General features: G+C 70.2%; 23 protein-coding genes and 1 pseudogene. 17 read left to right on the top strand and 7 right to left on the bottom strand.

Annotated elements, in window-relative coordinates:
• Positions 1-39 precede the first annotated feature (39 nt).
• From ACFWP7_RS21295 to ACFWP7_RS21245, 11 genes are all read left to right on the top strand, one after another.
• Entirely contained in the window at positions 40-330 is a 291-nt protein-coding gene (locus ACFWP7_RS21295) for a hypothetical protein (RefSeq protein WP_384383113.1), read from the top strand.
• A 423-nt stretch (positions 331-753) separates the two neighbouring features.
• Entirely contained in the window at positions 754-1,500 is a 747-nt protein-coding gene (locus tag ACFWP7_RS21290) for a hypothetical protein (RefSeq protein WP_384383112.1), read from the top strand.
• Positions 1,501-1,551: 51 nt separating this feature from the next.
• Complete coding sequence (locus ACFWP7_RS21285) at positions 1,552-2,751, top strand: hypothetical protein (protein WP_384383111.1); 1,200 nt, start codon at positions 1,552-1,554, stop codon at positions 2,749-2,751.
• Entirely contained in the window at positions 2,748-3,608 is an 861-nt protein-coding gene (locus ACFWP7_RS21280; RefSeq protein WP_384383110.1) for a phage distal tail protein, read from the top strand. Before ACFWP7_RS21285 ends, ACFWP7_RS21280 begins: the two co-directional genes overlap by 4 nt.
• Before the next feature lie 38 nt (positions 3,609-3,646).
• Positions 3,647-4,729, top strand: a complete 1,083-nt coding sequence (locus ACFWP7_RS21275) for a hypothetical protein (RefSeq protein ID WP_384383109.1) — start codon at positions 3,647-3,649, stop codon at positions 4,727-4,729.
• A 25-nt stretch (positions 4,730-4,754) separates the two neighbouring features.
• A complete protein-coding gene (locus tag ACFWP7_RS21270) occupies positions 4,755-5,759 on the top strand; it encodes a hypothetical protein (protein WP_384383108.1) in 1,005 nt (334 codons plus the stop codon).
• Entirely contained in the window at positions 5,759-6,886 is a 1,128-nt protein-coding gene (locus ACFWP7_RS21265) for a hypothetical protein (protein WP_384383107.1), read from the top strand. The genes ACFWP7_RS21270 and ACFWP7_RS21265 overlap by 1 nt, the downstream gene beginning before the upstream one ends.
• 14 nt (positions 6,887-6,900) lie before the next feature.
• Positions 6,901-7,089 carry a hypothetical protein gene (locus tag ACFWP7_RS21260; RefSeq protein WP_384383106.1) on the top strand — a complete coding sequence of 63 codons (189 nt, stop codon included), beginning with the start codon at positions 6,901-6,903 and terminating at the stop codon, positions 7,087-7,089.
• Positions 7,090-7,331: 242 nt separating this feature from the next.
• Positions 7,332-10,823 (top strand): DNA polymerase III subunit alpha, encoded by a 3,492-nt coding sequence (locus ACFWP7_RS21255; protein ID WP_384383105.1) that lies wholly within the window; start codon positions 7,332-7,334, stop codon positions 10,821-10,823.
• Positions 10,820-11,860 (top strand): ImpB/MucB/SamB family protein, encoded by a 1,041-nt coding sequence (locus ACFWP7_RS21250; RefSeq protein WP_384383104.1) that lies wholly within the window; start codon positions 10,820-10,822, stop codon positions 11,858-11,860. The genes ACFWP7_RS21255 and ACFWP7_RS21250 overlap by 4 nt, the downstream gene beginning before the upstream one ends.
• Positions 11,861-12,209: 349 nt before the next feature.
• On the top strand, positions 12,210-12,365 hold the full coding sequence (locus ACFWP7_RS21245) for a hypothetical protein (RefSeq protein ID WP_384383103.1): 156 nt from the start codon (positions 12,210-12,212) through the stop codon (positions 12,363-12,365).
• A gap of 26 nt (positions 12,366-12,391) precedes the next feature.
• Here ACFWP7_RS21245 and ACFWP7_RS21240 read toward each other — a convergent pair whose 3' ends face one another.
• Both ACFWP7_RS21240 and ACFWP7_RS21235 read right to left on the bottom strand, forming a co-directional pair.
• Positions 12,392-13,237, bottom strand: a complete 846-nt coding sequence (locus tag ACFWP7_RS21240) for an SAM-dependent methyltransferase (RefSeq protein ID WP_384383102.1) — start codon at positions 13,235-13,237, stop codon at positions 12,392-12,394.
• A gap of 245 nt (positions 13,238-13,482) precedes the next feature.
• Positions 13,483-13,857: a cupin domain-containing protein gene (locus ACFWP7_RS21235; protein ID WP_384383101.1), complete on the bottom strand. Its 375-nt coding sequence runs from the start codon at positions 13,855-13,857 to the stop codon at positions 13,483-13,485.
• Between the two features lie 85 nt (positions 13,858-13,942).
• Between ACFWP7_RS21235 and ACFWP7_RS21230 the strand changes: the two genes are divergently transcribed.
• Positions 13,943-14,389, top strand: coding sequence for a MarR family winged helix-turn-helix transcriptional regulator (locus tag ACFWP7_RS21230; RefSeq protein WP_384383100.1), 447 nt, complete (start codon positions 13,943-13,945; stop codon positions 14,387-14,389).
• Positions 14,390-14,562: 173 nt separating this feature from the next.
• Entirely contained in the window at positions 14,563-15,429 is an 867-nt protein-coding gene (locus ACFWP7_RS21225) for an esterase/lipase family protein (protein WP_384383099.1), read from the top strand.
• A gap of 80 nt (positions 15,430-15,509) precedes the next feature.
• Here the strand turns inward: ACFWP7_RS21225 and ACFWP7_RS21220 are convergent, their stop codons facing one another.
• Positions 15,510-16,556, bottom strand: a complete 1,047-nt coding sequence (locus ACFWP7_RS21220; RefSeq protein WP_384383190.1) for a lytic polysaccharide monooxygenase — start codon at positions 16,554-16,556, stop codon at positions 15,510-15,512.
• A 213-nt stretch (positions 16,557-16,769) separates the two neighbouring features.
• Between ACFWP7_RS21220 and ACFWP7_RS21215 the strand changes: the two are divergent.
• Positions 16,770-16,901: pseudogene (locus tag ACFWP7_RS21215) on the top strand (GNAT family N-acetyltransferase); the annotation flags it as partial.
• A gap of 46 nt (positions 16,902-16,947) precedes the next feature.
• Here ACFWP7_RS21215 and ACFWP7_RS21210 read toward each other — a convergent pair.
• Positions 16,948-17,082: a hypothetical protein gene (locus ACFWP7_RS21210; RefSeq protein ID WP_384383098.1), complete on the bottom strand. Its 135-nt coding sequence runs from the start codon at positions 17,080-17,082 to the stop codon at positions 16,948-16,950.
• Positions 17,083-17,219: 137 nt separating this feature from the next.
• Between ACFWP7_RS21210 and ACFWP7_RS21205 the strand changes: the two genes are divergently transcribed.
• The gene (locus tag ACFWP7_RS21205) at positions 17,220-17,843 is read left to right on the top strand and encodes a class I SAM-dependent methyltransferase (protein WP_384383097.1); all 624 of its coding nucleotides are present in this window, start codon (positions 17,220-17,222) and stop codon (positions 17,841-17,843) included.
• Here the strand turns inward: ACFWP7_RS21205 and ACFWP7_RS21200 are convergent.
• Both ACFWP7_RS21200 and ACFWP7_RS21195 read right to left on the bottom strand, forming a co-directional pair.
• Positions 17,840-18,340, bottom strand: a complete 501-nt coding sequence (locus tag ACFWP7_RS21200) for a DUF402 domain-containing protein (protein ID WP_384383096.1) — start codon at positions 18,338-18,340, stop codon at positions 17,840-17,842. The two genes, ACFWP7_RS21205 and ACFWP7_RS21200, sit on opposite strands and share 4 nt — an antisense overlap.
• On the bottom strand, positions 18,321-19,250 hold the full coding sequence (locus ACFWP7_RS21195) for a GNAT family N-acetyltransferase (protein WP_384383095.1): 930 nt from the start codon (positions 19,248-19,250) through the stop codon (positions 18,321-18,323). Before ACFWP7_RS21195 ends, ACFWP7_RS21200 begins: the two co-directional genes overlap by 20 nt.
• A 72-nt stretch (positions 19,251-19,322) precedes the next feature.
• On the opposite strand from ACFWP7_RS21195, the gene ACFWP7_RS21190 reads away from it, so the two are divergent.
• Entirely contained in the window at positions 19,323-19,691 is a 369-nt protein-coding gene (locus ACFWP7_RS21190; RefSeq protein ID WP_384383094.1) for a GntR family transcriptional regulator, read from the top strand.
• Positions 19,692-20,113: 422 nt separating this feature from the next.
• Here the strand turns inward: ACFWP7_RS21190 and ACFWP7_RS21185 are convergent, their stop codons facing one another.
• Positions 20,114-21,208, bottom strand: coding sequence for a DUF5925 domain-containing protein (locus tag ACFWP7_RS21185; RefSeq protein ID WP_384383093.1), 1,095 nt, complete (start codon positions 21,206-21,208; stop codon positions 20,114-20,116).
• A 217-nt stretch (positions 21,209-21,425) separates the two neighbouring features.
• Here ACFWP7_RS21185 and ACFWP7_RS21180 point away from each other — a divergent pair, with 217 nt between their 5' ends.
• Entirely contained in the window at positions 21,426-22,841 is a 1,416-nt protein-coding gene (locus tag ACFWP7_RS21180; protein WP_384383092.1) for a xylan 1,4-beta-xylosidase, read from the top strand.
• The last annotated feature ends 14 nt before the right edge of the window (positions 22,842-22,855 follow it).

Below are 22,855 nucleotides of genomic sequence, written 5' to 3'. Positions count from 1 at the left end.
GATCCCCCTGCCCGTCCCTTGTGAGGAGCTCTCCCCGTCATGGCCCGTTTCAACGTCAACGCCGCCCGCGCCCAGCGCCTCGAAACCGTCGGGAAGGACTGGGAGTTCGAGGTGGACACGGATGTGTTCCGCCTGCCCACCGAGTTCCCGCGCAGCATCGCCAAGCAGATCGCCACGCTGGAGGACAACGACATCGACGGTCTGCTCGCGTTGCTGCTCGGGCCCGAGCAGTTCGAGCGGTTCGGCAAGTACGACGTCAGTGTCCAGGACGTCTCCGCGATCCTGGAGGCGTACGGCAGCGAGACGGGGATGACGCTGGGGGAAGGCTGAGCCTCGGCGCGCTGGTCGACGAGCACGCCGAGGCCCTGGAGGCGGACCTGCTCCGCCACTACGGCGTCGACCTCCTCGACTGGCACCGGGGCCGCCTCTCCTCGCGCCGCCTGCGCGTCCTGATCGAACACCTCCCGGCCGACTCGTCCTTCGCCCGAGCCGTCCACGGCGAACAGGCGGACTGGACGATCACCGACCACCTGCTGGCCTCGGTCGTCGACCAACTGGCGGTCGCCAACTGGATGTTCGCGACGGTCAACCGCGACGAGGACACGGAGCCGGCGCCTTATCCGGAGGTCGTGCCGCGACCGGGCGACGGCAGCAACGGGGGCCCTGAACAGGGGAGTCCGACTGCGGAGCACGGCGCGTCGGCGGCGGCGATCGTGGCCTTCCTGAGCTCGCCCGCATGAAAGGAGGAGAACTTTGCCCCCCTCGGAGCAGACCGGAACCATTCCCCTGTGGCTCTACGACTATGTGACGTCCAAATCCTTCAAGGACGCCGTACGAAAAGTCGTGGACGCCAAGTGGCTTGCCGACAACGTGCCGGTCACCGGTGCGAAGGCCGAAGTCTCCGGAGCGAAGGCCGAAGCCAACGCCGGCACGCTCAGCGTGTTCGGGGTCCAGGCCGAGTACGGCCTGGTCAAGCACGAGGCCGCGGCCATCGATCTGAACAAGATCTTTGAGCGTAAGGCTCAGGAGAAGGTGGACAACGAGCAGGACAGACGGCTTCACGGTCTCACCATCAGAGCCGTGGCCACCCAGGACCTGTTCGGCGCGGTGAAGCGGACCCTGGACGCCGCCACGGCCGACATCCGCCGCCTCCAGGCCGATGAGCAGCGGCTGACCAAAAGGGGCACCGCCCTCCAGAACGCGATCGGTGGCATCCACCGAAAGCTGACCGCGGACGATCAACGTCTGCGTACCCAGCTCAGTGCCCTCAGCGCCAGGATCGGCAAGGTCAGCCAGGTCGCCAACGCCGCGGACCAGCGCAGCAAGTCCGTGCGGATCAGGACTCAGGAGGCCCTCAAGCAAGTTGGAGTCCTGGACCGCGCGGTCAGGAAGGGCCTGCAGAAAATCAGCGACTTGGACGAAGAGACCACAAGCACGCGCGGCTCCGTCTATCGCCTGGACAACGCGCTCAAATCCCTCGAACAAACCCTACGCCGATAGCGACCCGCACGACACCGACCCCAACGGCGACACCGACGGAGCCAACCCACCATGCAGACGTCACTCGTATCGGTCACCCGGGCGCTGAACCAGATGAGGTCCGCCGCCACCAACACCGGCGGTGCCGTCACGCGTATGCGTACCGCGGTCACCGGCGCCACCGGCTCGGTCGACCGGCTCAGGACCGCGGCGACTCAGTCGGGCACGGCCACCGGACGGCTGCGGACCTCGGCCACACAGGCGAGCGCCGGCCTCAACCAGATGCGGACCGCAGCGGTCCGGGCCTCCAGTGATGTCCAACGGGCGGGCCAGAGCGCGGCGTCGGGCGGCGGCCTCTTCAACCGGTTCAGTCAGGGACTGCGGACCGCGACCACCGCCCAACGCGGCCTGAACACCGCGATGAAGGCCAACATCATGGGCGCGATCCTCGCCCTCATCATGCCCCTCATCAGCAAGCTCATCGACATGGCGATGCAGTCGAAGACCGTGCAGGCCGTCATGCAGGCGGCGTTCAAAATCATCGGCCAGGTAGTGGGCGTGGCCATGAAGGCGGCGTCGGTCGCGATCCGCTGGCTGATCGACTCGGGGAAGAGCGTCGTCAACTGGCTGAAGGCCAACTGGCCATTGCTCGTGGCCGTTCTCACCGGCCCGGTGGGCATCGCCGTCATGGCGATCGTGAAGCACTGGGACCGGATCAAGGAGGCGGTCGGGTCGGTCCGTAACTGGATCGTCGACAAATGGAACTCCGTTGTCGATTTTCTGCGGAGCGTACCCGGGAAGATCGTGAGCTTCTTCGCCGAACTGCCCGGCAAGCTCAGGAACATGGGCGGTGACATCGTCCAGGGCCTCATCAACGGCATCCGCGACAAGGCTTCCGCCGTCCTCTCCGCCGTCAAGAACTTCATCGTCGACAAGATTCCCGGCCCCATCCGCAGCGCGCTGGGCATCTCCTCGCCCTCGAAGGTGATGATGGGCTTCGGCGGGGACATCGGCGAAGGCCTCGCCCTGGGTATGGAAGGCGCCGGGAACCGGGTGGCGGGCGCCGCCGGGAGGCTCGCCACCGCCACCGCGCGCAGTGCGATCGGCCCCGGCTACAGCCTCGCCGGCACCGCCGCCCGGTCGGGGACCCGTACCGGCGCCGCCGCCGCGTCCGCGCCCGTCACCGTCAACGTCCACCCCCGCCCCGGACAGTCCGAGTACGAGATCGGCCGGATCACCGCCCGCGAACTCGCCTGGGCGGCCAAGCGATGACCGGACAGCAGCTCCAGCAGCCGGTGTTCGAGGTGGACGGCTGGGCCGGGAACACAGTCGACGACGCCGGCGTCGAATGGTGGGTCACCAGCGAGCAGGGCTGGGCGTCCACCCCGCCCGTCCGGCTCACCCTGATCGATCGCCCCGAACGGCACGGCGCGTTCGACGCGCCCTCATATCGAGGCTCTCGTGTGATCACCCTGGAGGGCACCGCCATCGCCCCCGAACGGATGGCACGGGAAGCGGCCAAGGACCGGCTGGCCGCCGTACTGGCCGACGGCAGCGCGCTGTTGCCGCTCGTCGTCACCGAACCGCACCGCACCCGCAGGGCGTTGGTCCGGCTCACCGCCGAGACGAAGATCGTCGATCGCAAGTCCGGCTCCTTCGAGTTCTCCCTGACCATGACCGCGCCTGACCCGCTGCGGTACTCGTACGGGCTCAACGCGAGTACCTGCCCGCTGCCCTCCTCCAGCGGCGGTGTCACCTTCCCGCTCTCCTTCCCTCTGAACTTCGGGCCCGGCTCCTCCGGTGGCCGGCTGCTGCTGGAGAACAAGGGCACCGCCCCCACCTGGCCCACCTGGCGGATCGCCGGGCCCTGCGTTCAGCCGGTGATCACCAACACCGCGACCGGCGATGAACTCGCCTTCGAACTCACCCTCCAGGAAGGCGAGTTCCTGCTCATCGACACCGACGCACGCTCGGTGCTGCTCCAGGGAACGGCCTCCCGCCGCTCCACCCTGCGGCCCGGCTCGGACTGGTTCCCTCTCCGGCCGGGCGCCACGCCCGTCCTCTTCCGCGCCCGCGACTATGCCCCGGCCGCCCGGCTGACCGCCGAATGGCGCGACGCCTGGCTCTGAGACCGCCCAGAAAACGGCTACGGAAGGAACGCCCCCGCATGGCTGACTTCGAGCGTGACTCCGGATGGCTCTCCGGCAGTGTCGTGGACGCCGAGGACGCCCGCCTCGCCACCGGCGTGCTCGCCGCGGCGTCCGCGAACCCCGGCAACCCGATCGCCGCCCGCACAGGGATCAGACCCGGCCCCGGCAGCCCCGGCAATGTCGAGGCGACCTCGACCCCCTCGCGCAATGTGACGGTACGTCCCTTCCAAGGGGTCATCCAGGGCACTCGTACCACCGCCGCGGGCGCGTATCTGATCACGCTTGCCCAGCAGAAGACCCTCGACGTGCTCACCGCGGCCCCGGCCCACGCGTCCAACCCGCGCATCGCCCTCGTCGTGGCCCAGCAGACGGACCGGCAGTACGGCGACGAGAGCGACGGCATGCTCGTGCGGGTCGTGGCCGGGGAGCCCGCGGTGACGCCGGTGCCGCCCACCGTGACCGGTGACTGGATGCCGCTCGCCGAGATCACCGTCCGGGCGAACGCGGGGTCCGTCACCCCCGCGGACATCAAGGACCTGCGTGCGTACACCGTCGCCGCCGGCGGGGTGCTTCCCCTCCAGGTCCAGGAGTCGTTACCGGCCGACGGTTACTCCGGACAGCGCCTGTACGACCTGGAAACAGGGCTCGACATGGTCCGCAGAGGCACCTCCTGGCGTCCCGCGGCGACCGGTGCGATCGAGTTCTTCGGCCCGGCCGACGCGGGCTGGCCGCAGACCGGTGGCTCGGCGGGTGCCGGCTCGTACACCTTCAACCAGGTGACCGTGCCGACCGCGCCCTACCCCCGGATGCTGCTGATCACGGCGCAGGTGACCGTGCAGACCTCGGGCCCCGACGAGCGGTGGGACCACGTGGCGCGCGGCCTGGACGGGGTGGTCTCGGCCCTCGCCTGCTTCCACGGCGGCCCCACGAAGATCATCACCAGCGTCGCGAGCGGCCACCGGCTGCTCCCCGCGGCGACACCGCTGGTGGTGACGCAGTCCTTCGGCCGGGGCGGCGGCGTCACCACCGGCACCGCGTCCGTGTTCTCGGCCGCCGCGCACTACACCGGCCTGCGCGTCCTGGCGTTCCCCGTTCTGTGACCCTCCGACCGGAAGAGGCACTTCCATGAGTACGCCCACCCCAGAACGCGACTCCGGCTGGATCTCCGGCGGTGTCGTCGACGCGGAGGACGCCCGGCTCGCCACCGGCGTGCTCGCCGCGCCCGGGGCAAGCCCGGTCCAGGCCCGCAGCGGCATCCGGCCGGCCACCGCCGACCCCGGCAAGGTCCAGCCCACCGCCACCGTGTCCGGCAAGGTCACCGTCAGCCCCTTCCAGGGCGTGATCCAGGGGACCAGGGCCACCGCGACCGGCGCCTACCTCGTCACGCTCGACCAGCAGAAGACCCTCGACGCACTCGGCACGAACCCCGCCGACTCGGCCAACCCGCGCAACGACCTGATCATCGCCCGGCAGCGCGACACGCAGTACGGCGACACCACCACCGCGATGACCGTCGAACTCGTCAAGGGAACCGCCGCCGCCACTCCCACCGACCCCGCGGTGACCGGCGACTACATCCCGCTCGCCCGGCTCAGGATCGCGAAGAACGCCGCCTCCGTCGCCGCCACCGACATCGACGACCTGCGTGTCTGGACCACGGCCGCCGGCGGCATCCTGCGGGTCTGGGGCGAGGGCGGCCGGCCCACGTACCCCTACAGCGGCATGTACATCCACCGCTTGGACACCAACCACCTGGAGTGGTACGACAGTTCGGCGAACTGGCGGGCGGTCAACGACGACACCGGCTGGACCACGCTCCCGCTGCTCCCCAACTGGACGGTCTACAACGGCGAGACACCGGCCGTACGGCGGATCGGATCCGTTGTCCACCTGCGCGGTGCCATCCGCACCTCCGTCGCCGTCTCGGTCAACGGCACCTCCATCCTCACCGGCCTCCCTGCCGGGGTCCGCCCGACGATGGGACACCACTGGTACGCCGTGCTGGGCGGGGTGACGCGGGGCCTCGAACTCATGTTCCGCACCGACGGCACCGTAGGAGTGTTCCCCCAGGACACGCCCCTCCCGGCCAACCAGCTGCTCTACCTCAACACCACCTGGCTGGTGGGCTAGTGGCCTCCCGCCCGACCCGCTACACCTACTACACCGCCGACCTCGCCACCGGCGCCATCACCGACGAACTCCCTTTGTACGACACCACGTTCAGCACGGAGCTCAACGAAGCCGGCGAATTCCGCGCCCGGTTGCCCCTCGGCGACCCCCGGGTGACCGTCCACCGCCCCCGCGAACTCACCGAACCCGGACGGGCCGCCCTCTACGTCGAGCGCGACGGCGTGCTCGTCTGGGGCGGGGTGATCTGGACCGCCAAGTACACCTCCGCAGACCAGCACCTGGAGATCGGGGCGGCCGGTTTCCTCTCCTACTTCGACCACCGCCGCGTCCTGCCCGCCGACTTCGACCCGAACGCCACCGACCTGGCCTCCGTCGACGTCTCCTTCACCAACGCCGACCAGTCCGACATCGCCCGCACCCTCGTCGCCGTCGCCCAGGCCCACCCGGGCGGCAACATCCAGGTACGCCCCGAGTCCACGGCCCCCTCCGGCATCACCCGCACCCTCGACTACCCCGGCACCGGCCTCAAGAGCACCGGCGAGGCACTGCGCGAACTGGCCAGCCTGGAGGACGGCCCGGACTTCCTCTTCGACATGGCGTACGGCACCGACGGCCGCCCCGTCCGCAGACTCCGCGTCGGCACACCCCACCTCGGCCAGCAGGGCACCCCGCACGTGTGGGAGTACGGAGCCAACCTCATCGGTTACGCCTGGCCGGTCGACGGCGCCTCCACCGCGAGCCGCGTCTTCGCCCTCGGCGAGCAGGGCGAGACCAGCCAGTTGGTCGCCGTCGCCGAGGACCGCGCCACCGGACGCCCTCTCACCGAGACCGAGGTCTCCTACGTCAACCTCACCGACGTCAACCTCCTGCGCTCCCAGGCCCGTTCGGCCCTCGCTGCGGTCTCGGCCCCCGTCGTCCTGCCCGAACTGACCGTGCGCGCCGACCTGGAACCCGTACTCGGCTCCTATCAGGTCGGCGACGACGCCACGGTCGTCATCAAGGACGTGTTCTTCCCGGAGGGCACCCACTTCGACGTACGGATCACCGGGATCGAGGTCACCCCGGGCAGCGACGCGGGGGAGGAGCAGGTCCAGCTGACGGTGACACCCACCACGCACACCCCCTGACCCAGGAGTACACCGTGACCAGGATCAACCGCCCCGACACCCTCCTCACCGAACTCCGGGACATCAAGCGCCGCCTGCACGCCCTGGAGACCGCGCAGCGCACGACGACCACCGCGACGACCACCGCGATCACAGCCCAGGCGATCGCCGCGGAACCGGAAGCCGCCGAGACAGACACGACAGACACTCCCGAGCCCGAATAGACCGAGTCGTCACGCAAAGTAATTTGATTACCGCAATCCGTCACTCACTTCCCAACTGCTCTGCCCCGCCAGGGAGATGGCGGGGCAGCCCTGTTTCGGCCGTTGCCCATCTCGCCAAGTATTCGTCGATGTGTTCGAATCAAGTCGCTGACCGGTGCTGATGAGGTTAGAGTAATCGAACTAACGTACGACGAAGATATCGGGCTTCTGGCTGAAAAGGGGCGGAGTGATGGAGGTGCGGCATGGCGGGCTTCGCCCATGTGCACGTCGCGTCCGGTTACTCCGCCCGCTACGGCGCCTCACACCCCGAGCAGCTCGTCCGACGGGCGGCCGACCGCGGCATGGCGTCCCTCGCACTCACCGACCGGGACACGGTCACCGGCGCCGTCCGCTTCGCGCATGCCTGCGAGAAGGAGGGGATCCGGCCGCTCTTCGGCATCGACCTCGCCGCCGAGGCCCTGGCGCCTCCGCCGCCGGTCCGGCGCCGACGCACTCCGGCACGCGGCGGCGCGTATGTCGTCGAGCCGCCGCTGCGGTTCGTTCTCCTCGCACAGAACCGGGCGGGCTGGGCACGGCTGTGCCGCATCACCTCGGCCGCCCATGTCGGCGCCGTGTCCGGTACGGCGCCCGTGGTGCCGTGGGAGGCGCTGCGCGAGTACGGCGGCCCCGGTCTGATCGTGCTGCTCGGTGCGCTCTCGGAGCCGGTGCGGGCGCTGTCGGTGGGCCGGGAAGACGTCGCGATGAAGCTGCTGGAGCCGTGGCGGGAGGTCTTCGGGGATGGGGTCCGGTTGGAGATCGCCGCGCAGAAACGTTTCAGCACGGGACCGGGATCACTCCGCCTGGCCGCCCGCACCCTGGCGCTGGCCGACCGCACCCGCACCACCGCGGTGCTCTCCAACGCCGTCCGCTACGCCGACCCCGACCAGCACCGCCTCGCCGATGTCCTGGACGCGGCGAGGCTGCTGCGACCGATCGACCGGCGCCGGCTGGACAGCGGACAGCGCTGGCTCAAGGACGAGCGAGGAATGGAGACCGTCGCGCGAATGATCGTCGAATGCGCCGGAGGGGACATCCCTCGGGCCCGCCGTCTGATGGCGGACACCGCCGCCACGGCGGCCGCCTGCACCCTCGACCCCCGAGCCGACCTCGGCCTCGGCACACCCCACCTCCCGGAACCGTCGCTCTTCGGCGTCGGGCCCGGAGCGGGCGACACGGCCCGGCTGCTGCGCCGGAGGTGCGAAGACGGCCTGGCCCGACGCGGCCTCGACCGCGACCGAGCGGCACTCGACCGGCTGGACGAGGAACTCGACGTGATCTCCCACTGGAACTACGACTCGTACTTCCTCACCGTCGGACAGGTCGTGACCGACATCCGGGCCAAGGGCATCCGGGTCGCGGCCCGCGGTTCGGGCGCCGGTTCGCTGGTCTGCCACGCGTTGGACATCGCCACCGCCAACCCGCTCGACCATCGCCTGCTGTTCGAACGCTTCCTGAGCAAGCGCCGCGAATCGCTGCCGGACATCGACATCGACGTGGAGTCCGCCCGCCGGCTGGAGTGCTACGACACGATCTTCGAACGGTTCGGGAGGGAGCGAGTGGCGGTCACCGCGATGCCCGAGACCTACCGCGCCCGCCGGGCCCTGCGGGACACCGGCCTGGCCCTCGGGATCGCACCCGCCGACGTCGACCGGATCGCCAAGAGCTTCCCGCACCTCCGCGCCTCCGACATCACCGGCGCCCTGGCCGAACTGCCCGAACTGCGGCAGTTGGCAGCCGAAGCAGGCCGCTACGGGCCACTCTGGGAGCTCGCCGAAGGCCTCGACTCGCTGGTCCACGGCATGGCCATGCACCCCTGCGGCGTGGTCATCAGCGACGCGACGCTCCTGGACCGGCTGCCGGTGCAGCCCACTCCGCAGGGCGACTACCCGATGGCGATGGCGGCGAAGGAGGAGATCGAGGCGCTGGGCAACATCAAACTCGACGTCCTGGGCGTACGGATGCAGTCCGCGATGGCCCACGCCGTCGCCGAGATCGAACGGACGACCGGCAACCACATCGATCTGGACGACCCCGAGCAGGTGCCGCTCGACGACGTCTTCGCGTTCAAGCTCATCCAGGAGAGCCAGACCCTGGGCCTGTTCCAGCTCGAGTCGCCCGGCCAGCAGGACCTGTTGTCCCGGCTGCAGCCCCGCGACCCGCAGGACGTCATCGCCGACATCAGCCTCTTCCGCCCCGGGCCGGTCGCCGGCGGCATGCCCGAGCGGTACATCGCCGCCCGGCACGGCGGCACACCGGACTACGCCCACCAGGACCTCGAACCCGTGCTCGCCGACACCTACGGCGTGACCATCTGGCACGAGCAGATCATCGAGACGCTGCATGTGATGACCGGCTGCGACCGGGCCTTCGCGGAGATCACCCGACGAGCACTCGGTGACAAGGACCAACTGCCCAGGATCAAGGACTGGTTCCACCAGAAGGCACGCGTACGTGGCTACAGCGCGACCGTCCGGGACGAGGTGTGGAAGACCGTCGAGGCCTTCGGGGCGTACGGCTTCTGCCGCGCCCACGCGGTCGCCTTCGCCGTACCGGCCCTGCAGAGCGCCTGGCTCAAGGCCCACCACCCGGCGTACCTGCTGGCAGGTCTTCTCGAACACGACCCCGGTATGTGGCCCAAGCGCGTCCTGGTCTCCGACGCCCGTCGGCGCGGGGTGCAGGTCCTGCCCGTCGACATCAACCGCTCCAAGGTGAAGCACACCGTGGAGAAGACCGACGGGGAGCAGTGGGGTGCACGGCTGGCGTTGTCCGCGGTGCACGGCATCAGCGAGGAGGAGTGCGCGCGGATCGAGCAGGGGCAGCCGTACGGATCACTGTCGGACTTCTGGCAGCGGGCCCACCCCAGCCGGCCGATCGCCGAACGCCTCGCGGAGATCGGCGCGTTGAGCCCTCTCCATGACGGGCGTCTCACGCGCCGCGATCTGCTGCTTCAGATCGCCGAACTCCACCGGGCCTCCCGCACCCGGTCCGCGGGCAAGGGCCAACTGCCCATCGAAGTAGACGCAGTTGGGGGAGCGGAGCCGAGCGGTCTGCCGGAGATGACCGGACGTGAGGCCCTGAGCGCAGAGTTGGGCGCCCTCGGTATCGACGTCTCCAGGCATCTGATGGAGCATCACCACCGGCTGCTGCGCGAGATCGGCGCGACCGACGCGGCGCACCTGGCCGGGCTGCGCGCCAATCAGCAGGTCCTGGTCGCCGGTGTACGGGCCTCCACGCAGACCCCGCCGATCGCCAGCGGGAAGCGGATCATCTTCGTCACCCTGGAGGACGGTTCAGGGCTGGTCGACCTCGCCTTCTTCGAGGACTCCCACCCGGCCTGCGCGCACACCGTCTTCCACAGCGGTCTGCTCCTGGTCCGCGGCACGGTCCAGGTGCGCGGTACCCGCCGTACCGTCGTCGGCACCATGGCCTGGGACCTGGACGAGATCGCCGCCGCCCGCCGGGACGACGGCCCCGGGGCCGCCCTCGCCCTGCTCGGCGCCGGCCGCCCGCACCCGACCCCCGCCCAACCGGCTCCGGGACAGCCGCCGCCCGCCGCCCCCACCCAGCCGCAGCGCACCCTGGCCAACGGCACCACCGGCGCCCGCCTGCACCCGTACGCCGATCTCCAGCCGGCCGGTACCCGCTCGGCCGACCTGAAGAAGTTCGGCCATCGCAGCCCCGGGAGCGCGGGATGACCACACGTCAGCGGCATATCGCCCACCTTCATCTGCACACCGCGCTGACCGAGGATCAGTACGATGACATAATCGAACTGATGTCTGGTATTACGCCCCATGTGCAGGCCATCCCACCCAACGCCCTTCAGCTGGACCTGACTTCGGCGCTCAGATACTTCGACCTGTCCCCCTACGACATGGTTCAGACGGTGATGATGAGACTGCGGGCCCACTGCGGCATCGACAGCAGCGCAGGCCTCGCGAGCAACCGCATGCTGGCGGCCATGGCGGCCGACGCGTCCGCGCCCGGCGAGACCACCTGGGTCCCGGCCGAGCGGGCCGCCGACTGGCTCCACCCCCGCCCGCTCACCGCACTGCCCGGGATCGGCCGCGCCACGGCGACCACCCTCACCAGGTACGGCCTGCACACCATCGGCCAGATCACCGACATACCCGCGGCGACCCTGCAACGTCTCCTCGGCGCCGGCCAGGCACGGCTGTTGGCCGAACGGGCCCGTGGTCACGACCTCCGTCCGGTCGTCCCCGCGGAACCGGCGACTCATCTGGCCGCCGATCTCCTGCTCGACCGGGACTGCCTCGATCCGGCACAACAGCACCGAGCCGTCCTCGGCCTGGCCGAACAGATCGGCGCCCGCCTGCGCGGCGAGAACCAGGTCGCCGGCCGGCTCACCCTCACGGTCCGGTACGCCGACCGCAGCTCCACCACGCGCACGCGTCCGCTGCCGGAATCCACCGGCCACTCGCCCGCCCTCGCCGCGGCTGCCCTGGGACTGTTGGCCTCCCTCGGACTGCAACGGGCAAGGGTCCGTGCCTTCGTGATCCGTGCCGACGATCTGCGGCCGGCCGGCGACGCCCATCGCCAACTCACCCTGGACCCCGGTGACGACCGTGCCCGCGCCGCCGAAGCAGCCGCGGACCGGGCCCGCCGCCGCTTCGGGCCGGGGGCCGTGCACCCCGCGGCGCTGGCTCACGCCCCACGTCATCGGGGCGATGACCGAGTGGCTCGGCTGCCCGGATGCAGGGGTCCGATTTAGTTCAGCAAACGGCGCCCCATCTCAGCAGCGAGCCAGCAGAGTTGAGTGGTTCAGCAGTCTGAAACCTCGATGGATCGCTGCCACTCAACTTGATGGACCGGGCTCAACCGGCGCATGGATGCGGTCCCTGTGCCGCAGTTCTCCTGCCATGGAAGCTATGGGAGCTTCTGCCGCGAGGGGAAGTTGTGGGTGTCCAGACGATGGAGTCGGGCAGGGCTCCGGCACGGAGGGTGTCGGCCTCATCCGGTGAGGTCGGGGATGCGCTGGTCTCGCTGCGGGCGTTGGACGGCAGCACTGTCGACAGGTCAATGGGGCAGTTTCGCTCGGCTCATGTGATGCGGGCGAAGCCGTGGCGTACGCCCCCGAGGCCGGCCGGCCGTTCGGGCTCCACCACGACGGGCGCCGCCACCTGCACGGTGTGGACCGGATCCGCGGCCGGCAGAGCATCGTCTCGATCGCCCGCGATGTCGCGAAGTTCCTGCGCATCCGGGGTTTCACCGGCTGACCGCCGCAGCGCGCACCAGCCAGTGCTCAGGGCTTGAGTGCCACTCCGCCGTACATCCCGATCCGGTCGTCCCCGGCGAGGACCTGCTCGTCCGGCCGCCACTGCGACAGCATCACCAGGCCGGGGTCGACCGGCTCCAGGCCGTCGAAGAACGCGGCGATCTCCTTGCCGCTTCGCACGGCGGTCTTCACCGACGATCGGGCGTAGGCCTTCGCCGTCGCGCGCATCCCTTCCGGGTCCAGGTCGGCGGTCACCTGCGACAGCACCAGCACACTGCCCGGGGCGACGGCGTCCATCAGGGTGCGCACCGCGCCGTAGGGGTCGTCCTCATCAATGACGAAGTGCATGACCGCGACCAGCAGCACCACGACGGGCCGGTCGAAGTCCAGGCGGCCGCGTACCTCGGGATTCTCCAGGATCTCCGCCGGACGGCGGAGATCCCCCGCGACGATCGTCGCGGGGGACGGCGCGGGCTCCTCGCCGTGAGCGCGAGCGTGCGCCAGGACTATCGGATCGTTGTCGACGCCCACGATCCGCGCGTCGGGCCGCACCGACAGCGCGGTCTCGGCCGTGCCGCCGGGGGCGGGCAGACCGACGCCTATGTCCAGGAACTGATCCAGGCCGATCTCGGCCAGGTGCCGTACGGCGCGGGTCAGGAAAGCGCGGTTGACGCGGGCGAAGTCCCGGACCGGCATCGCCTCCAGGGCCTTCTCCGCGGCCGCGCGATCGGCCGGGAAGTGATCCTTGCCGCCGAGCAGATACGAGTAGATGCGCGCCGACGTGGCCACGGTCGGGTCGATCGTCGGCGGCGTCCACTGCGGGGCGATCGGGTCGCCGTTCAACGGCTCCGCGTCCGGCACGTCGTCCTCCACCCCGTCGACATTCCCCCGATGACCTGAGCCTAGCGCGGGGTCGTCAACGCCGCCGACTCGGGTTGGGAATCGCCGCAACGCTCAGAACTTGCTGAACTGGCTGGAGCCATCGGCAAGTTGACGTGCTCAACTACCCGTGGATTACCGGCGGACGTGCTGGTCTGAATCGGTTCCCCACACCGGAACTGGACGGACTCGGATCGGCCGGTTCCCGGAGCTGACGTGCTCCGAGCCCGCCCGTCGGGTCAGTTGGCCCATGGCGGAGTGAGGACCGAGCCGTCGGCCAGCTCCGCGGTGAGGCCGATGGACGTGGTGACCCAGGAGATCGCGGTCTCCTGGGTGGGGTTCTCGACGCCGAACGTCGCGCCCGGGTTGATGATCACCGTGTCGCCCGCGGTGATCCGCTCGGTGTGGCCGTCGAGGGTGATCAGCAGTTCGCCGGAGAGAAGATGAAAGATCTCCTCTCGACTGACGGTGTGGACCGGGGCCTTGGTGCCCGCCGGGATCTCGCCCCGCCAGGCGCACAGCTCCCTGCTGCCGCTGAGGGGAGTGGCGTACGAGACGAAGCGGGCGCCGTGTATCTCGTGGACGACGGCCTGGGACGGGTGGATGACGGGCACGGCGGATCTCCCTCTGGATGGTCAAGTAGGTTGACTATATGGTCAACCTACTTGACCAATACGTCAAGGGTGTTTCAATGCCTGCGTGCAGAAATCCGAGGCCATGGCCCTGTCCGTCGTGCTGCTCGCCGCCGCCGGTGAGCTGACGCAACGTATCCACGAGGGTGTCGTCGCCCGGGGATTCGAGGGGGTGCGGCCCGCGCACGGCTTCGCGTTCGCGCGGCTCGCGCCGGGCGGGGCGACGGTCACCGACCTCGCCGCGCACCTCGGGGTCACCAAGCAGGCCGCGAGTCAGCTCGTCGACGAGGTGGTGCGCAAGGGGTACGTCGAGCGGCGGCCGCACCCCGATGACGCGCGCGCCCGGCTGCTCGTACTGACCGAACGCGGCTGGGCCTGCACGCGTGCCGCGGAAGAAGCGGCGGCGGAGGCCGTTCGACCGTGGGTCGAACTGCTCGGTGAGGGTGAAGTTCGGGCGTTGCGCGACCGTTTGGCGCAGATTGCGCCCTACGGTCCCATCAAGCCCGCCTGGTGACGGTTCGTCGGTTGCCTTATCACGGCTCCTGACTACCGCTGGAAGTTTTTACTGACGCGTAACTTCACACTTGGACTACTCACTCGTAACTTGAAGAGTGAACAGCATCCTCGTGATCCGGATCACAGGGCGTACGTCGTCGCAACTCCCTTGAGCCGCAAGGAGATCACTCGATGCTGCCCTGGAAGCGCCTGCTCAGACCGCTGGCCGCAGTCCTGCTCACCGCCACGGTCGTCATCGCCCCCGCTGCCACCGTCACCGCTGCCGAGGCCGCCGCGCCGAGCCGCGGCTGGAATGACTACTCCTGCAAGCCCTCCACCGCACACCCTCGCCCCGTCGTCCTCGTTCACGGCACCTTGGGGAACTCCGTCGACAACTGGCTGGCCCTCGCGCCCTACCTGGTGACCAGGGGCTACTGCGTCTACTCCCTCGACTACGGGCAACTGCCCGGCGTCCCGCTCTTCAACGGCCTCGGTCCGATCGACAAGTCGGCCGAGCAGCTCCAGGTCTACGTCGACAAAGTGCTCGCCGCGACAGGCTCCGCCAAGGCCGACCTCGTCGGCCATTCGCAGGGCGGCATGATGCCCCGCTACTACCTCAAGTTCCTCGGCGGAGCCGCCAAGGTGAACGCCCTCGTCGGCATCGCGCCCGACAACCACGGCACCGACCTCAACGGCCTCACCCACCTGCTGCCGTCCTTCCCCGGTGCCCAGGATCTGCTGTCCACCGCGACCCCGGCACTCGCCGACCAGGTCGTCGGCTCGGCGTTCCTGGCCAAACTCAACGCCGGCGGCGACACCGTCGCGGGCGTCCACTACACGGTCATCGCCACCAGGTACGACGAGGTGGTCACGCCGTACCGCTCACAGTTCCTCACCGGTTCCGACGTCAACAACGTCCTGTTGCAGAACCTGTGCGCCCTGGACCTCTCCGAGCATGTGGCGATCGGCCTGCTCGACCGCATCGCCTTCCACGAGGTGGCGAACGCGCTCGATCCGGCGCACGCCACCCCGACCACCTGCGCGTCGGGGCTCGGCTGAGGCCGAGGCCGAGCACGCGGCGGGGGCCTGTCCGGCCTGAGCCGCCGGACAGACCCCGGAGTCGCTCGTGATCAATACACCTAGCGGCCGTGGCGTCCGCCGCTCACCGCGCGGCGGCGGACCGAGGCGAACAGGGTCGCCGCACCGAGCGCCAGGGCGGCGGCGCCGCCGACAGCGAGGTACGGGGTGGTGCCGTCGCCGCCCGTCTCGGCGAGGTTCTCCGAGGTGCCGGCCGCCTGGACCTCGGTCTGGTTGGCCGGCGCGGTGGTTTCCGGGGCCTCGGTGTTCGGGTCGTCGGTTGCCGGATCCGTGGTGGCCGTGGTGGGTTCCGCGGACGTACTGGCGTCGTTGTCGCCGTGGCCGTTGTGCTCGACGGTCGACTTGTCGGCACCGGCCTCGATCTGCTCCTCGGAGGGCGCGGAGGCGGTCGGGGCGGGAGCCGGGGAGGAGCCGGTGGTCGTACCGCTGCCGCTGTCGGCGGCGCCAGTGGTGGCGCCGTACGTGATGTCCGAGCAGGAGTAGAAGGCCTCCGGGCTGTCCGAGCGCTGCCAGATCGCATACAGCAACTGCTTGCCGGAGCGCTGCGGGAGGGTGCCGGAGAAGGTGTAGAAGCCACCCGCCGCGGCCGGATCGGTGGCCGTGGCGACCGGATTCTGGAGATCCAGATCGTCCCAGGCCAACGGCTGCGACGGGTCGTAACCTGCCTTGGTGACGTACACCTTGAAGGTGCCCTTGTGCGGCGCGGTCACCCGGTACTTGAAGGTGTACGAGCCGCTGCTCACGCTCGTGGCCGGCCAGTCCTCGCGGGCCAGGTCCAGGCCCTTGAACTCGTCGCTGTTGGCGCTGCACAGCTTGCCGTCCGGGATCAGCGCCTGGTGCTGCCCGTTCGCGTCACCGATGCGTATGCCGTTCCAGTCGTAGAGGGCCTGGGTGCCGCCCGCCGCTACGACCGCCTTGCAGGCGGCCGACTTGGGGCTCTCCGGACCCTCCGCGTAGCACTGGGAGACCCGGCTGACGGGGTCTCCCATCGTGCCGTGCGCGGCGGCCGGCCCGGCGGCGAGCGCGGTCAGGGCGAGCGGGGCGATGCCGACGACGGCGATCGCGGCGGCCTTGCGGCGCAGGGGCAGGGCGGCGGTCATGGGGGAACTCCTCGAAACGGTCCCGGAAGCTTGGGCTGAACCCGTGGGGGTGATCAGCAAGCTAGCCCGAAGAAACCGCGGAATCGCCTGCTGGAGGCAGGAGAAGGAGATCCTTATGGCGCCGTTAAGGGAGCGCTGAGACTGCGATCAGGTAGGCGGCGTTCGCACCATGGCAGAGCCCCAGAGGGAGACAGATGCTCCGACCATCTGTTCCTCGACGGCGTCGCCGTCCGTCCCGACACCCATGGCAAGGGCGTGGGGCGACGACTGCCGACGTTCGTGGAGCGGCGCGTGGACGGCCCGTACGACGGCGTCCACTACCGCAAGCGGCTCGCCCGACACCGCTCACGGTTCTCATGGCCGGGTGGGCAGGCGCCGCTCACCCGTCCGGCCACCACGTGCGGTGGATGTCCTTTCGGACCTCCGGGCGCTCGGTCGGGAGCTGGTCGGCCTCGTCCCGCACGCGGCGGGAGTCCGACTTCCTCAGGGGCTTCTGCAGGGTTACGCGGCGCATGGCTGCCTCCTTGCGTCTACCTATGTCCATGGTGATACGGAGGTAGACCCTTTCGGGGAGAGTTCCTCATCGGTCGCGATCTGTCTGTGGTGCCAGTCACGATTCGACTGTCAGTGGTGACTGTCACCCTGGTGCGCATGGCGAGTAACAACGAGATGAATCCAGTGATTCCGGGGGCTGGCGTCGACTGGGACGCCGAGTCCGTCACCTTCGACGAGGAGCCGGACCACGGGCTGCGTGATCCCCTCGTACGGGAGGCGTGGGCCGCCCGGCTGCGGGCCTGGCTGCCGGAGCGGGCCGCGGATGTCCTCGACCTGGGCTGCGGCACCGGCAGCCTGTCACTCCTCGCGTCCGGGTGGGGGCATCACGTCACCGGGGTCGACCTCTCGCCGGGCATGGTCGGCCTCGCCCGCGCCAAGCTCGCCGGACGTGACGCGGTGTTCCTGGTCGGTGACGCGGCGGCACCGCCCGTCGGTGAGCAGCGGTTCGACGCTCTGCTCTGCCGCCATGTGCTGTGGACGCTGCCCGACCCCGGTCGCGTCCTGCGGCACTGGTGCGGCCTGCTCCGCCCCGGCGGGCGGCTCGTTCTGGTCGAGGGTGTGTGGGGGACGCTGAGCCCGGTCGGTATGTCCGCCGACCGGCTCACCGCCCTCCTCGAACCCCTCGCGGCCGACGTCCGGGTGGAGCGGCTTTCCGACGACTCGCGGTTGTGGGGGAGGGAGGTCGAGGACGAGCGGTACGCGGTGGTGGCCCTCATTTAGCCGAGCAGGCCCTCGAAGTCACCCTTCCGGGCGAGGAGTTCGAGTTCGTCCAGGGCGTTCTCGGCGGCGGCCGCGGCCACCGGATCCGTCGTCGCCAGGCCACTCGCCGTGAACTCGTCCTCGTCCAGGCGGAGTACGGCCGTGCCGTCGGCGGAGCGCCACAGGTCCAGGTCGAGATCCTCGACGAGCAGTTCGGTGCCGGCGACGACGGCCGGGCGGGTGATGTCGCAGTACCAGCCCTTCAGGGTGCCCTCGGCGTCGCGGACCTCCTTCACCGCGTACCAGCGGTCCCGCCAGTAGTACTCGGTGAAGACATCGCCCGGCTCGAAGCGCACGAAGCCGAAGTCGCGGACGCCGTCGCCCGCCCACGGCGCGCGGACGGTGACGCGGGTGCCGTCGTCGGCGAGCAGCTCGGCGGGGTAACGGATCTTCGTACGACCCGCCTTGACCAAGTTGATCTCCAACTGCTGCTTCGTATCAGCCGAGTTCGCGGACATGGCGCACCTCCGTGGCACAGATCTCGTAGCCGAACCACTTGTTGATCGCGATCATCGGTTCGTTGCCGGAGTCGTTGCCCGTGAACGCCTGCGTCAAGCCGGCGGCGCGGGCCCGGTGCAGGGAGTCGTTCTTGGCGAGCTTGGCGAGGCCGCGGCCGCGGTGGGCTCGGGCGGTGCCCGTCATCACCGTGCCGTAGCAGGTGCCACCGTCCGTGCGGGCCGCGCTGAACGCCGCCGGGCGGCCGTCGACCACCGCGACCGAGGTCAGCTCCGGGCTGAAGAGGGGGTGCTGCCAGGTCTCCTGGAGCCAGGCCCCGTAGTCCGTGAACTCCTGGGCGACGTCGCTGGGTTCGTCCGCCATCGTCTCCGCGTCCAGGTCGAACAGGGGTCGCGGATCGGCGGCGTAGTCGGAGCCCTTGCGGAGTTCGACGTCCGGCGGGAGGGCCTGCCGGGGCGGCAGGGTGCCGTTCGCCAGGTCCAGGCGGAGGAAGTGCGCGGAGCGGCTCGCGCGGTAGCCGTGCTTCTCGGCGAAGGCTCGGTTGGCGGGGGAGTCCAGGACCCAGGCGAAGAGCTTCTTGGCGCCCAGGGCCGTCAGGTGCTCCTCGGCGGCCCGAACAAGGAGCGAGCCCGCGCCGCGCCGAGTGCGGTCCGGGGCGACGTACACGTTGAGATAGCCCTGCCCCGGCTCCGGGCTGTCGTGCACGATGCCGACCTGGGCCGTGCCGATCAGTTCGCCGTCCTGCTCGGCGAGCAGGGGCCGGTAGCGGGCGTCCGGGTGGGCGTGCGTGACGTCGTACCCGACGGAGTCGGGGGTGTGGAGCACGAAGGGGAGGGCGAGGGTGCGGACCCGGGCGAAGCCCTCGGCGTCCCGCCGGTCGTCGGGGCGGACATCGCGAACGATCACTGTCATGGAGTCCGACGCTACGCGGGGGCTGTGTGCGGGTGCCTCTCATTTTTCCGCCGGGTACGGGACAATCGGCCCGTGACGTTGAAGATCCACATCGATGAGGGGGCCGCGCCCTACGAGCAGGTGCGCGCCCAGATCTCCGAGCAGGCCCGGTCCGGGGCGCTGCCGGTCGGCTACCGGCTGCCCACCGTGCGGGGGCTGGCCGAGTCGCTCGGCCTCGCGCCCAACACGGTCGCCAAGGCGTACCGGGCCCTGGAGGCGGACGGGGTGATCGAGACGCGGGGCCGCAACGGAACGCTGGTGGCTGCCGCCGGTTCGGCCGCCGATCGCGAGGCCGCGGTCGCGGCGCAGGCCTACGCCGAGCGCGTACGCCGCCTCGGTCTCACGGAGTCCGCCGCACTGGACGCGGCACGCAATGCCCTGCGGGCGGCTTACGGGGAGTAGCGCCCGTCCGCGGGCGCGGCGGCGGGCGGCGTTACGGGAATGGGGTGCCCGGGGCCCCAGGAGCCTCTGCCGGGTCCGGTGGCTGCCGCCCAGTCCGGACCGCCGACGTCGACGCCGCTGGCACTGCCACCGTCGCCTTCGTGGCCGATCGCCGCCGCGACGGGGTGCAACTGGCCGTCGCTTTCGTGGGGTTCGGGAGTGGCGCCGGCTTCGTGGGATCAGGGAGTGGCGTCGCCTTGGTGGGGTTCGGGGGTGGCGTCGGTTTCGTGGGATCAGGAATAGCGCCGCCTTGGCGGGATTCGAAGCGGCCGCCGACCTCACAGCGTCCGAGACGGCCGTCGGCTACTGGCCGCCGCCGAAGGCCTCTAGAGACACCCAAGGCCTCTAGAGACACCGTAGGCCCCTACAGATGCCGGAGGTCCCTACAGATACAGCCCCGCGTCCGCTCCCTCCCGCGGATCCGGTACCTGCGTCGGAGACGTTCCCCGGCGCAGCGCGTACAGCTCTGCCAGGGTCGCTCCCTCGCGGGCGACGCCCTCCTCCGTGCCGAGCCAGTTCACGGCCTCGCGGCGGGTCAGGGGGCCGACCTCGATGCGGGCGAGGCAGCGGCCGGGGCGGACGACGGCGGGGTGGAGGCGCTCCAGGTCCTCGTTGGTGGTGACGCCGACCAGGACGTTGCGGCCCTGGCCGAGCAGGCCGTCGGTGAGGTTGAGCAGGCGCGAGAGGGCCTGCCCCGCCGTGTGCTTGGCCTCGCCGCGGATCAGCTCGTCGCAGTCCTCAAGGAGGAGGAGCCGCCAGCGGCCCTTGCCCGTGCCGTCCTCCTCGCCGATCGCGATGTCCATCAGGTAGCCGACGTCGGAGAAGAGCCGCTCGGGGTCCAGGACGCAGTCCACCTGGCACCAGTCGCGCCAGGAACGGGCCAGGGTGCGCAGGGCCGAGGTCTTGCCCGTGCCCGGCGGCCCGTGCAGCAGGAGCAGCCTGCCGGCGATGTCCTCCGGCGTCGTCTTCATCAGGGTGTCCATCGCGTCCGCGACCGGAGTGGTGTAGTTCGGCCGGACCTCGTCCCAGGTGCCGGCCGAGATCTGTCGCGTGGTGCGGTACGGGCCTCGCCGCGGGGACACGTACCAGAACCCCATCGTCACGTTCTCCGGCTGGGGTTCGGGCTCGTCGGCCGCGCCGGTCGTCGCCTGGTCGAGGATCTTCTCGGCCAGCTCGGTGCTGGTCGCGGTGACCGTGACGTCGGCGCCGCGGTTCCAGCGGGAGACGAGGAGGGTCCAGCCGTCGCCCTCGGCGAGGGTCGCGCTGCGGTCGTCGTCGCGGGCGGACCGCAACACGCGGGCGCCCTTCGGGAGCAGCGTCGCCCCGGACCGTACGCGGTCGATGTTGACCGCGTGCGAGTGAGGCTGCTCGCCCGTCGCGAAGCGGCCGAGGAACAGCGCGTCGATGACGTCCGACGGCGAGTCGCTGTCATCGACGTTGAGCCGGATCGGCAGAGCGTCGTGTGGGTTGGCAGACATGCCGCCATGATCCGTCACCGGGGGAGCCTGTGCACGGGATTTCCGCTGCCCGGTCCGGGTGTCCTTCGCGAGGGGCCCCAGCTCAACCGGCTTTCGGCCGGGTGTCCGAGAGACCGTCGCGCGCTCGCCGGTGTCAGGACCGCCGGAGAGAAGAGGCGGGGCCACGACCATCCGGAACCTGTTCCACCGCCTGTTCCCGCCATTACTGTTGCCCTTGATGGGACGGCATGGGTGGAATTCGGGGACTCGGCGGTGGCGGCTCACCGCGGTGCTCGGCGTGGGAGCGGTCGCTCTGGCCCTGCTGGTGACCCTCCTCAACACCCTGCCCGGGGACGGCGCGGGCACCGAGGGAACGACCCTCGACGGGGACAAGGTGCACGGCACCCCCGCCGCCCCGGCGAAGGCGGCGGAGCCGGCGGTCGGCTGGGGCTTCACGCACACCCAGTTCAGCGCCGACGAGGGCAGTACGGCGGCCACCGTGCGCGTGGAGGGACTGCTCGCCCGGCAGCCCCTGCCGCAGATCCAGCACATCATGGGCTGGGGAGCCGGTAACCCCGAGCCGGTCAAGGGGCGTTACGACTTCGTCGAGATGGACCGCCGTATCGACTTCATGCGCGCCTCGGGCGGCACCCCGGTCGTCACCCTGTGCTGCTCCCCGGACTGGATGAAGGGCGGCGAGTCCGGCGACACCGACTGGAGCCAGGCCGCCCTGGAGACCGCCCCGGACCGCGCCCACTACGACGATTTCGCCGCGCTCGCCGCGACCGTCGCCAAGCGCTATCCGGACGTACGCCACTTCATCGTCTGGAACGAGTTCAAGGGTTTCTGGAACGACGAGAAGGCCCGCTGGGACTACGAGGGTTACACCGAGCTCTACAACCTGGTCTACAAGGCGTTGAAGAAGGTCAACCCGGACATCATGGTCGGCGGGCCGTATCTCGTCATGGACAGCCTCGACCCGCGCCAGACGCATGACGCGTCGCCGACGGTGAAGGGCACCTGGGGCACCATGGACCAGCGCGTCCTGGATGCCTTCGACTACTGGAACATGAACAAGGTGGGTGCGGACTTCGTCGTCGTGGACGGCTCCAGCTACACCAAGGACGACGACCTGCTGCCGGACGAGTTCGCGGCCACCGACAAGTTCACGGCCGTCGGCGCATGGGTGCGGGAGCGGACGGGTGATCTGCCGCTGTGGTGGTCGGAGTACTACGTCGAACCGGCCGACGGCAACGACGAGCGCAAGGGGTGGTCCGAGACACGCCGGGTCGCCGTCCAGGCCGCCGGGCTGATCGCGATGGCACGCGGCGGTGCAACCTCCGGTTTCTACTGGAACCCGGAGAAGGAGAAGGGGCCCGACTGTGCGGGCTGCCTGTGGACGCCGACGAGCAGCGGTGACGGGGGCGAGGCGATGCCGATGTTCGGCTTCCTCTCCCGGTTCGGCGCGGAGTTCCCGCCGGGGACCGCGTACGAGACGGTGTCCGTCGCCGCCGCCGACGTGCCCCGGGTCCGCGTCCTCGCCACCGACACGACGGTCCTCGTGGTCAACACGCAGGACCGGTCGATCAACGCGAAGATCGACGGGCAGCAGGTCGAGTTGGGCGCGTACGAGGTGAAGTGGCTGGCACGCTGAGCCACTTCACCCTC

It is taken from the genome of Streptomyces sp. NPDC058470 (assembly GCF_042721055.1).
GTDB lineage: Bacteria > Actinomycetota > Actinomycetes > Streptomycetales > Streptomycetaceae > Streptomyces.
The sequence above is the reverse complement of the archived record's forward strand: the minus strand, read 5'-3'. Positions and strand labels throughout refer to the sequence as shown.

What these genes read in the sequence shown, in the direction of transcription:
- ACFWP7_RS21295 (WP_384383113.1), top strand. Translation starts at nt 40, where the DNA reads ATGGCCCGTTTCAACGTCAACGCCGCCCGCGCCCAGCGCCTCGAAACC.
- ACFWP7_RS21285 (WP_384383111.1), top strand. Translation starts at nt 1,552, where the DNA reads ATGCAGACGTCACTCGTATCGGTCACCCGGGCGCTGAACCAGATGAGG.
- ACFWP7_RS21280 (WP_384383110.1), top strand. Translation starts at nt 2,748, where the DNA reads ATGACCGGACAGCAGCTCCAGCAGCCGGTGTTCGAGGTGGACGGCTGG.
- ACFWP7_RS21275 (WP_384383109.1), top strand. Translation starts at nt 3,647, where the DNA reads ATGGCTGACTTCGAGCGTGACTCCGGATGGCTCTCCGGCAGTGTCGTG.
- ACFWP7_RS21270 (WP_384383108.1), top strand. Translation starts at nt 4,755, where the DNA reads ATGAGTACGCCCACCCCAGAACGCGACTCCGGCTGGATCTCCGGCGGT.
- ACFWP7_RS21255 (WP_384383105.1), top strand. Translation starts at nt 7,332, where the DNA reads ATGGCGGGCTTCGCCCATGTGCACGTCGCGTCCGGTTACTCCGCCCGC.
- ACFWP7_RS21250 (WP_384383104.1), top strand. Translation starts at nt 10,820, where the DNA reads ATGACCACACGTCAGCGGCATATCGCCCACCTTCATCTGCACACCGCG.
- ACFWP7_RS21225 (WP_384383099.1), top strand. Translation starts at nt 14,563, where the DNA reads ATGCTGCCCTGGAAGCGCCTGCTCAGACCGCTGGCCGCAGTCCTGCTC.
- ACFWP7_RS21210 (WP_384383098.1), bottom strand. Translation starts at nt 17,082, where the DNA reads ATGCGCCGCGTAACCCTGCAGAAGCCCCTGAGGAAGTCGGACTCCCGC.
- ACFWP7_RS21205 (WP_384383097.1), top strand. Translation starts at nt 17,220, where the DNA reads ATGGCGAGTAACAACGAGATGAATCCAGTGATTCCGGGGGCTGGCGTC.
- ACFWP7_RS21200 (WP_384383096.1), bottom strand. Translation starts at nt 18,340, where the DNA reads ATGTCCGCGAACTCGGCTGATACGAAGCAGCAGTTGGAGATCAACTTG.
- ACFWP7_RS21195 (WP_384383095.1), bottom strand. Translation starts at nt 19,250, where the DNA reads ATGACAGTGATCGTTCGCGATGTCCGCCCCGACGACCGGCGGGACGCC.
- ACFWP7_RS21185 (WP_384383093.1), bottom strand. Translation starts at nt 21,208, where the DNA reads ATGTCTGCCAACCCACACGACGCTCTGCCGATCCGGCTCAACGTCGAT.
- ACFWP7_RS21180 (WP_384383092.1), top strand. Translation starts at nt 21,426, where the DNA reads ATGGGACGGCATGGGTGGAATTCGGGGACTCGGCGGTGGCGGCTCACC.